Source organism: Streptomyces sp. NPDC013317 (assembly GCF_055563155.1).
Genome location: NZ_JBVHDX010000023.1, coordinates 1 through 7,308 on the forward strand (window position 1 = coordinate 1; position 7,308 = coordinate 7,308).

Genomic DNA, 7,308 nt, shown 5'->3' on the forward strand with positions numbered 1-7,308 from the left:
GCACGCTGTTGAGTTCTCAAGGAACGGACGCTTCCTTCGTACTCACCCTCTCGGGCTTTCCTCCGGGCTTTTCCCTTCGGTCTTTCGTGTTTCCAACCTTACCAGATCCTTTTCCGCTCCGTTTCCGGTTCGGATTTTCTTTCCGGCGGCCTGTTGGGGGCCTTTGCCTTTCGGCGTGGTCACTACTTTAGCCGAATTCCCCGGCGACTCATAATCGAGCCATTCGGACCAGATTTCGGCATGCCGAAAACCGCACCCGTTGGGGTTCGTCGTAGGTAGTGGATGGCTGCTCTGGGGTGCTTGTACAAGCACGTCCCGTTTCAAGCGGCTCGCCTACGTTAGGCGTCCGCAGCACCCGAGTCAAGTCGAGTCAAGAGGACCTCTTGCGTGGCGTGTGGGCGCGGTACGGGCTGACCGTCGGGTCCTCGTCGATCCAGAAGCGCCACGGGTGCGGGGCTCCCTCGCCGCCCACTCCCGTACGCGGGCCGTTCCGTACCTGGTCGGAGGTGGGCGGTGTGCCGGTGAGGAGAGAGAGCGGGGTGCCGGGCCCCGCACAGACGTCGGTGCCGTTCAGGGACAGGGCGACATCGAGGGCCGTGGCCAGGCGGGCCGGGCCTTTGGCCAGTTCTCTGTCGTACCGGGCCGAGAGTCGACGTTTGCGGGCCTGCTCCTCGCCGCGCAGGATGCGACCTGCTCTCAACAGTACTCCGCTGGCGTGGCCCTCCGGGCCGCACACAAGGTTGAGGCAGTGCCACATGCCGTAGGTGAAGTAGACGTACGCGTGGCCGGGCGGGCCGAACATGACCGCGTTTCGGGCGGTGCGGCCGCGGAAGGCGTGGGAGCCGGGGTCGATGGCACCGGCATACGCCTCCACCTCCGTGAGGCGGAGTTCGATGGTGCCCTCGTCCGATGTCCGGACGAGAGTGCGGCCGAGCAGATCGGGGGCAACCTCCAGGACGGGGCGGTCGAAGAAGTCCCGCGGGAGCGGCGTACGGTCGGGGCTCTCGCTCATGGCGTCCGAGCGTACTGGGGTCGCCCCGGGAGGCAGGGGGGAACCGGCTACGGTCGTCGCGCGTATGTAGAGGTCAAGACCAAGCAGGTCCAAGAGGGAGTGTTCATGGGATTCAAGAAGCTGCTCGCGAGCCTGGGCGCCGGTGGCGCGTCGGTGGAGACGGTGCTCACCGAGGAGAACGTCGTACCCGGTGGCGTCGTCCAGGGCGAGGTGCGGATCCAGGGCGGGTCGGTCGACCAGCAGATCGAGGGTCTCTCGGTCGGGCTCCAGGCGCGTGTCGAGGTCGAGGGTGCGGACCAGGAGACGAAGCAGGACATCGAGTTCGTGAAGGTCCGACTCGGGGGCGCGTTCACGGTGCAGGCGGGTGCGGTACACGTGGTGCCGTTCGGTCTGGAGATCCCCTGGGAGACGCCGGTCACCGCGATCGCGGGCCAGCAGCTGCGCGGCATGAACATCGGTGTGACCACCGAGCTGGAGATCGCCCGTGCGGTGGACTCCGGTGACCTGGACCCGATCAACGTCCACCCGCTGCCGGCGCAGCAGGCGATCCTGGACGCCTTCATCCAGCTGGGCTTCCGCTTCAAGAGCGCGGACATGGAGCGGGGCCACATCCGCGGGACCCGGCAGAAGCTGCCGTTCTACCAGGAGATCGAGTTCTTCCCGCCGCAGCAGTACCGGGGTCTCAACCAGGTCGAGGTCAGCTTCGTCGCGGACGACCGCGAGATGGACGTCGTGCTGGAGATGGACAAGAAGCCGGGGCTCTTCAGCGAGGGCAGCGACTCGTTCCGTGCCTTCAAGGTGGGGCTGGCCGACTTCCACTCGACCGACTGGGCCGCGTACCTCAACCAGTGGCTCGCCGACGTCGGCGGCAAGCGCAACTGGCTCTAGGCTCACCCCCGTACGGCAGGACAGCGATACGGAGGTACGGACGTGGCCGAGGGGAAGAGGGCTCCGCTCCCTCACGATTTCCATCCGCCGGTGCCGGCGTTCACCGTGGTGAGCGACGACATCACGCCGGGCGGTGTGCTGAAGGAGGCGCAGGTGTACGCCGAGGGGAACACCTCTCCGCAGCTGCGCTGGGAGGGGTTCCCGGCGGAGACGAAGAGCTTCGCCGTCACCTGCTTCGATCCGGACGCGCCGACGGGCAGCGGTTTCTGGCACTGGGTGCTGTTCGACATCCCCGCGTCGGTCACCGAGCTGCCGGCGGGTGCGGGTTCGGGGTCGTTCGAAGGGCTGCCGGCCGGTGCCGTGCAGGTCCGTAACGACTACGGGTCGCGGGACTTCGGCGGTGCCGCTCCCCCGGCCGGCGACGGTTCGCACCGGTATGTCTTCACCGTCTACGCCGTGGACGAGGAGAAGCTCGGTCCGGACGCCGATGCCTCGCCCGCGGTGGTGGGGTTCAACCTCCGTTTCCACGCGCTGGCGCGCGCGCAGTTGGTGGGCGAGTACGAGATCCCCGCGCACAGCTGAGCGTTCGTTTGTTGTTTGCCCGCTTCTGGTCTTGGAGAGATCAGAAGCGGGCATCTTTCGTTGCGCGGATATTCCGTTGTCCAACCCGGCGCGCCCGGCCAGAGTTGATCCGAGCCCGGAGCCCCGCGGCGGGGCTGGGCCGGCACACGGGAGGTGGGCACAATGCGGGACACGCTGGTACTGAACGCTAGCTTCGAGCCGCTGTCGACGGTCACACTCAACCGTGCGGTGGTGCTTGTCCTTCAGGACAAGGCCGTCGTGGAGCAGGAGCATCCCGAGCTGCGTATGCGTGCCGCCGCGGTCGACATTCCGGTGCCCCGGGTGATCAGACTGTGCCGCTTCGTCCGGGTGCCGTTCCGAAGACAGGCGCCGTGGTCGAGGCGGGGTGTGCTGGTCAGGGACCAGCACCGGTGTGCGTACTGCGGGCGGCGGGCGACGACCGTGGACCACGTGGTGCCGCGGGCGCAGGGCGGTGGGGACAGCTGGCTGAACACGGTGGCCTCCTGTGCCGAGGACAATCACCGCAAAGCGGACCGGACTCCGGAGCAGGCGGGGATGCCGCTGCTGCACGAGCCCTTCGTCCCGACGCCGGCGGACGCGATGCTGCTGGCGATGCGGGCCGGTGAGCGGTCGGAGTTGCCACAGTGGCTGGCCGGTACGGCGGCCTGATCGGGATCCGTGCGTGTACGGGCCCGTTCCCCTCTCCGGGGAGCGGGCCCGTACTCGTTCAGCGGAGCAGCAGCTGGACGATGGCGACCGTGCCGACGGCGACGATGACGCACCGCAGCGCCGTGGGCGGGAGGCGGCGGCCGACCTTGGCGCCGATCTGGCCGCCGATGGCGGAGCCGACGGCGATGAGGAGGACGGCGGTCCAGTCGAAGTCGGCGACGAAGAGGAAGAAGAGCGCGGCGATGCTGTTGACGATCGCGGCGAGGACGTTCTTGACGGCGTTGAGGCGCTGGAGTGAGTCCGCGATGAGCATGCCCATGAGGGAGAGGTAGATGATCCCCTGGGCCGCGGTGAAGTAGCCGCCGTAGACGCTGGCGAGGAGCAGGCCGGTGAGCAGGAGCGGGCCGCCGTCGGGGTCTGCTTGGCTGCCGTGGCGTTCGCGGCGCGCCTGGACGGCCTTGGAGATCCGGGGCTGGAGGATGACCAGGACCAGCGCGAGGGCGACGAGGACGGGGACGATGGTCTCGAACGCCCGGGCGGGGAGGGTCAGCAGGAGGACGGCTCCCCCGAGTCCGCCGATCGCGGCGACGCCGCCGAGGCGCAGGACTCTGCGGCGCTGTCCCTTGAGCTCCTCGCGGTAGCCGATGGCTCCGCTGATGGACCCGGGGATGAGGCCGAGGGCGTTGGAGACGGTGGCCGTGACCGGAGGGAGGCCGGTCAGGAGCAGGACGGGGAACGTGATGAGCGTTCCCGATCCGACGATGGTGTTGATGGTGCCGGCTCCGACGCCGGCCGCGAAGACTGCCAGTACTTCCCAGATGGACAACGCCATCTCCTTACAGGATCAGTGGCTCGCCTCCCCGCCCTGACGTCCGTCGGGGTCGAGGGGCTCGCACCGATCATGCACGACTACGTGTACGCGTCAGTCGAGTGGGGGCGCTTCGCGGCGCTCGGAGTCGTTGCCCGTTCGGCTGTTGGGTACCGCGCCGGTGTTGAAGCCGGGCGTTCCGCCGCCGAGGTTGCCGAAGGCACCGGAGAGGCCCTTCAGCGCGTCGCCGATCTCGCTGGGCACGATCCAGAGCTTGTTGGCGTCGCCCTCGGCGATCTTCGGGAGCATCTGGAGGTACTGGTACGAAAGGAGCTTCTGGTCCGGGTCGCCGGCGTGGATGGCCTCGAAGACCGTGCGGACGGCCTGGGCCTCGCCCTCGGCGCGCAGGGCGGCGGCCTTGGCCTCACCCTCGGCCCGGAGGATGGCGGACTGCTTCTCGCCCTCCGCGGTGAGGATCTGGGACTGGCGGATGCCCTCGGCGGTGAGGATCGCGGCGCGCTTGTCGCGGTCGGCGCGCATCTGCTTCTCCATCGAGTCCTGGATGGAGGTCGGCGGCTCGATCGCCTTGAGCTCGACGCGGTTGACGCGGATGCCCCACTTGCCGGTGGCCTCGTCGAGGACTCCGCGCAGGGCGGCGTTGATCTCCTCGCGGGAAGTGAGGGTCCGCTCCAGGTCCATGCCACCGATGATGTTGCGCAGGGTGGTGACGGTGAGCTGCTCGATGGCCTGGATGTAGCTGGCGACCTCGTAGGTCGCGGCCCTGGCGTCGGTCACCTGGTAGTAGATGACGGTGTCGATGTTGACGACCAGGTTGTCCTGGGTGATCACGGGCTGGGGCGGGAACGGGACGACCTGCTCGCGGAGGTCGATCCGGTTGCGGATCGAGTCGATGAACGGGACGACGATGTTCAGGCCCGCGTTGAGCGTGCGGGTGTAGCGGCCGAACCGCTCGACGATCGCGGCGCTCGCCTGCGGGATGACCTGGATCGTCTTGATCAGGGCGATGAAGACAAGCACCACCAGAATGATCAGGACGATGATGACTGCTGACATCGTGTTCCCTGTGCCCTTCGCTGCCGGTTCTCTGCCGGATGTGCCGGGTTGATTCCGATGATCGAGTTTTCCAGAACGCGCGCCGTCGTGTGGGGCGTTCGGTCAAGCGGTCCGTCACATGACCACGGCGGTGGCCCCGTCGATCTCGACCACGTCGACCTGGTCACCGGGTTCGAAACTGAGTCCGGAGTCGAGCGCGCGGGCGGACCAGATCTCACCGGCGAGCTTGATGCGTCCGCCGGCGCCGTCGACCCGTTCCAGGACGACGGCTTGACGGCCTTTCAGCGCGTCGATGCCCGTGGCGTGCTGGGGCGGTCCGTTGCGGTGCCGGGCCGCGATGGGGCGGACCACCGCGAGCAGCGCGACGGAGACGACGACGAAGACGACCACCTGCGCGACGATGCCGAAGCCGAGAGCCGCGGTGACGGCTCCGGCGATCGCGCCGACGGAGAACATGCCGAATTCGGGCATCGCGGTGAGGACGAGCGGAATGCCCAGTCCCACGGCGCCGATCAGCCACCAGACCCATGCGTCGATGTCCACATGGTCATGGTAGGGCGGCGCGGTGGAGTCGGACAGGGCGCAGAGCTGTGCGGTCTCGGCTCCCGGGTTCCGACTCCCTTGCGTGTCCTGCTACTTCAGCGGGAGACCCTGGGCGGTGTAGCGGTCGCCGACGTGCTCGACGACGAGCGGGAGGCCGAAGCAGAGGGAGAGGTTGCGGGAGGTGAGGTCGGTCTCCATCGGGCCGGCGGCGAGGACCTTGCCCTGACGGATCATCAGGACGTGGGTGAAGCCGGGGGCGATCTCCTCGACATGGTGGGTGACCATGATCATGGAGGGGGCGTACGGGTCGCGGGCGAGGCGGCCGAGGCGGCGGACGAGGTCCTCGCGGCCGCCGAGGTCGAGACCGGCGGCGGGCTCGTCGAGCAGGAGGAGCTCGGGGTCGGTCATCATCGCGCGGGCGATGAGGGTGCGCTTGCGCTCGCCCTCGGAGAGGGTGCCGAACCTGCGGTCGAGGTACTCGGTCATGCCGAGCCGGTCCAGGAAGGCGCGGGCGCGCTGCTCGTCGACGGCGTCGTAGTCCTCGTGCCAGGTGGCGGTCATGCCGTACGCGGCGGTGAGGACGGTCTCGAGGACGGTCTGCTTCTTGGGGAGCTTCTCCGCCATGGCGATGCCGGCCATGCCGATGCGCGGGCGGAGGTCGAAGACGTCGACCTTGCCGAGCTGCTCGTCGAGGATCCTGGCCGAGCCGGTGGTGGGGAAGAGGTAGCTGGAGGCGATGTTGAGGAGGGTGGTCTTGCCGGCGCCGTTGGGGCCGAGGATGACCCAGCGCTCGCCCTCCTTGACCGACCAGGAGACATCGTCCACCAGAGCCCGTCCGTCGCGGACCACGGATACGTCCACCAGCTCCAGTACATCGCTCATGAGCGCGTTGTCTCCCCTTGCGGTCGAGTCGTGTCGTCGCCATGCGTCTGCGGGCGCGGCGTCCAGGGAAAACCTACGCCACTGTCGGAGCGGGCCGGTCCTTAGGTCCGGTACTTCCCTTCCCGGGTGCGGGGAGTCCCTACGCTGTGGGCATGCTTTCGGAACCACGCTCAGGACGACTGGCCGCCTGGGGCAATGCCCTGCTGGCCGGATCGGTGTCGCCGGACGACGCGGCGCTGGCCATTGTCGGGGAGGACGCGGTGCACCGCGTCGAGGGGCTGCCGGGCGAGGCGGGGCAGGTCGGGCTGACCCTGGCGCTCGGGCGGCTGAGGCGGCTCGGGGTGACCGGGTGGCGGGTGGCGCTGCCCACGCCGGGGCATCCGCTGGGGCTGAGCGGGCCGCCGGACTTCAACGCGCGGGCGATCGAGGCGGAGGAGGCGGTGGTCGGCTTCGGCGCTCCGTACGGTCTTGTGCCGGAGGTCACGGAGGCGGGTCCGGTGGGTGACGTGCATGTGGAGGTGGTCTGGCGCTGTCTGTCCGTGCGGGAGGCCCCGCCCGCGGACGTGCCGTCGCTCGGTGAGGCGGAGCGGGAGCTGGCGGAGGCGCTGCGCGAGGCGACGTCGGTGCTGACGCGGTTGGACGTGGCGGCCTCGGGCCCGATGGCGGACGCGGCGCGCGAGGCGTACCGGGCCCGGGCGGAGGCGGGCCGCGAGGTCCTGGCCCCGGGCTACCCGGCGCGGGCGGTACGGGTGCTGGAGCTGGCCCAGCGGGTGGGCCTCATGATCGATCTGGCGTACGACCACGGCCACGGCGGCGCCGTGAGCGCCTCGGAGATGGCGGCCAGGGGGGC

At 69.1% G+C, this 7,308-nt stretch carries 9 protein-coding genes; 4 read left to right on the forward strand and 5 right to left on the reverse strand.

Features of this window, described 5'->3' with window-relative positions; genetic code table 11:
• Nucleotides 1-370: 370 nt before the first annotated feature.
• Entirely contained in the window at nucleotides 371-1,012 is a 642-nt protein-coding gene (locus ACZ3IJ_RS34575) for a DNA-3-methyladenine glycosylase (RefSeq protein WP_467474923.1), read from the reverse strand.
• Between the two features lie 105 nt (nucleotides 1,013-1,117).
• Here ACZ3IJ_RS34575 and ACZ3IJ_RS34580 point away from each other — a divergent pair, with 105 nt between their 5' ends.
• The 3 genes from ACZ3IJ_RS34580 to ACZ3IJ_RS34590 all read left to right on the forward strand — a co-directional run bounded on the left by ACZ3IJ_RS34580 (nucleotide 1,118) and on the right by ACZ3IJ_RS34590 (nucleotide 3,151).
• A complete protein-coding gene (locus ACZ3IJ_RS34580; RefSeq protein ID WP_352192491.1) occupies nucleotides 1,118-1,900 on the forward strand; it encodes a sporulation protein in 783 nt (260 codons plus the stop codon).
• A gap of 42 nt (nucleotides 1,901-1,942) precedes the next feature.
• Nucleotides 1,943-2,482: a YbhB/YbcL family Raf kinase inhibitor-like protein gene (locus ACZ3IJ_RS34585; RefSeq protein ID WP_467474925.1), complete on the forward strand. Its 540-nt coding sequence runs from the start codon at nucleotides 1,943-1,945 to the stop codon at nucleotides 2,480-2,482.
• 162 nt (nucleotides 2,483-2,644) lie between these two features.
• Nucleotides 2,645-3,151: an HNH endonuclease gene (locus ACZ3IJ_RS34590; RefSeq protein ID WP_352192489.1), complete on the forward strand. Its 507-nt coding sequence runs from the start codon at nucleotides 2,645-2,647 to the stop codon at nucleotides 3,149-3,151.
• A 58-nt stretch (nucleotides 3,152-3,209) separates the two neighbouring features.
• Here ACZ3IJ_RS34590 and ACZ3IJ_RS34595 read toward each other — a convergent pair whose 3' ends face one another.
• From ACZ3IJ_RS34595 to ACZ3IJ_RS34610, 4 genes are all read right to left on the reverse strand, one after another.
• Nucleotides 3,210-3,983, reverse strand: a complete 774-nt coding sequence (locus tag ACZ3IJ_RS34595) for a sulfite exporter TauE/SafE family protein (RefSeq protein WP_467474928.1) — start codon at nucleotides 3,981-3,983, stop codon at nucleotides 3,210-3,212.
• A 90-nt stretch (nucleotides 3,984-4,073) separates the two neighbouring features.
• Complete coding sequence (locus tag ACZ3IJ_RS34600) at nucleotides 4,074-5,033, reverse strand: SPFH domain-containing protein (protein ID WP_383180095.1); 960 nt, start codon at nucleotides 5,031-5,033, stop codon at nucleotides 4,074-4,076.
• Between the two features lie 114 nt (nucleotides 5,034-5,147).
• Complete coding sequence (locus ACZ3IJ_RS34605; protein WP_467474931.1) at nucleotides 5,148-5,576, reverse strand: NfeD family protein; 429 nt, start codon at nucleotides 5,574-5,576, stop codon at nucleotides 5,148-5,150.
• A 90-nt stretch (nucleotides 5,577-5,666) separates the two neighbouring features.
• Nucleotides 5,667-6,458: an ABC transporter ATP-binding protein gene (locus tag ACZ3IJ_RS34610; protein ID WP_467474933.1), complete on the reverse strand. Its 792-nt coding sequence runs from the start codon at nucleotides 6,456-6,458 to the stop codon at nucleotides 5,667-5,669.
• Between the two features lie 152 nt (nucleotides 6,459-6,610).
• Between ACZ3IJ_RS34610 and ACZ3IJ_RS34615 the strand changes: the two genes are divergently transcribed.
• The coding region (locus tag ACZ3IJ_RS34615) for a hypothetical protein (protein WP_383228726.1) at nucleotides 6,611-7,308 on the forward strand (698 nt) is incomplete at its 3' end.